The organism is Niastella vici, from assembly GCF_002077945.1.
Classification (GTDB): domain Bacteria; phylum Bacteroidota; class Bacteroidia; order Chitinophagales; family Chitinophagaceae; genus Niastella; species Niastella vici.
The window spans coordinates 1-202 of sequence record NZ_LVYD01000040.1 but is presented as its reverse complement, the minus strand read 5'-3'; the positions used below and the strand labels follow the sequence as shown (position 1 = coordinate 202).

1 tRNA gene is annotated in these 202 nt (G+C 49.5%); it reads left to right on the top strand.

Features of this window, described 5'->3' with window-relative positions:
* Positions 1–10: 10 nt before the first annotated feature.
* Positions 11–85, top strand: a tRNA-Ile gene (locus A3860_RS09630).
* Positions 86–202 lie beyond the last annotated feature (117 nt).

Genomic DNA, 202 nt, shown 5'->3' with positions numbered 1-202 from the left:
CTTATCAAATAGATCCGTAGCTCAGCCTGGTTAGAGCACTACACTGATAATGTAGGGGTCAGCAGTTCAAATCTGCTCGGGTCTACTCAAACTCATGGGGGGTTAGCTCAGTTGGCTGGAGCATCCCGACTTTCAGTCGGGAGGGTCATCGGTTCTAAACCATCCTTTCACTAATTTGGGGGGTTAGCTCAGTTGGCTAGAG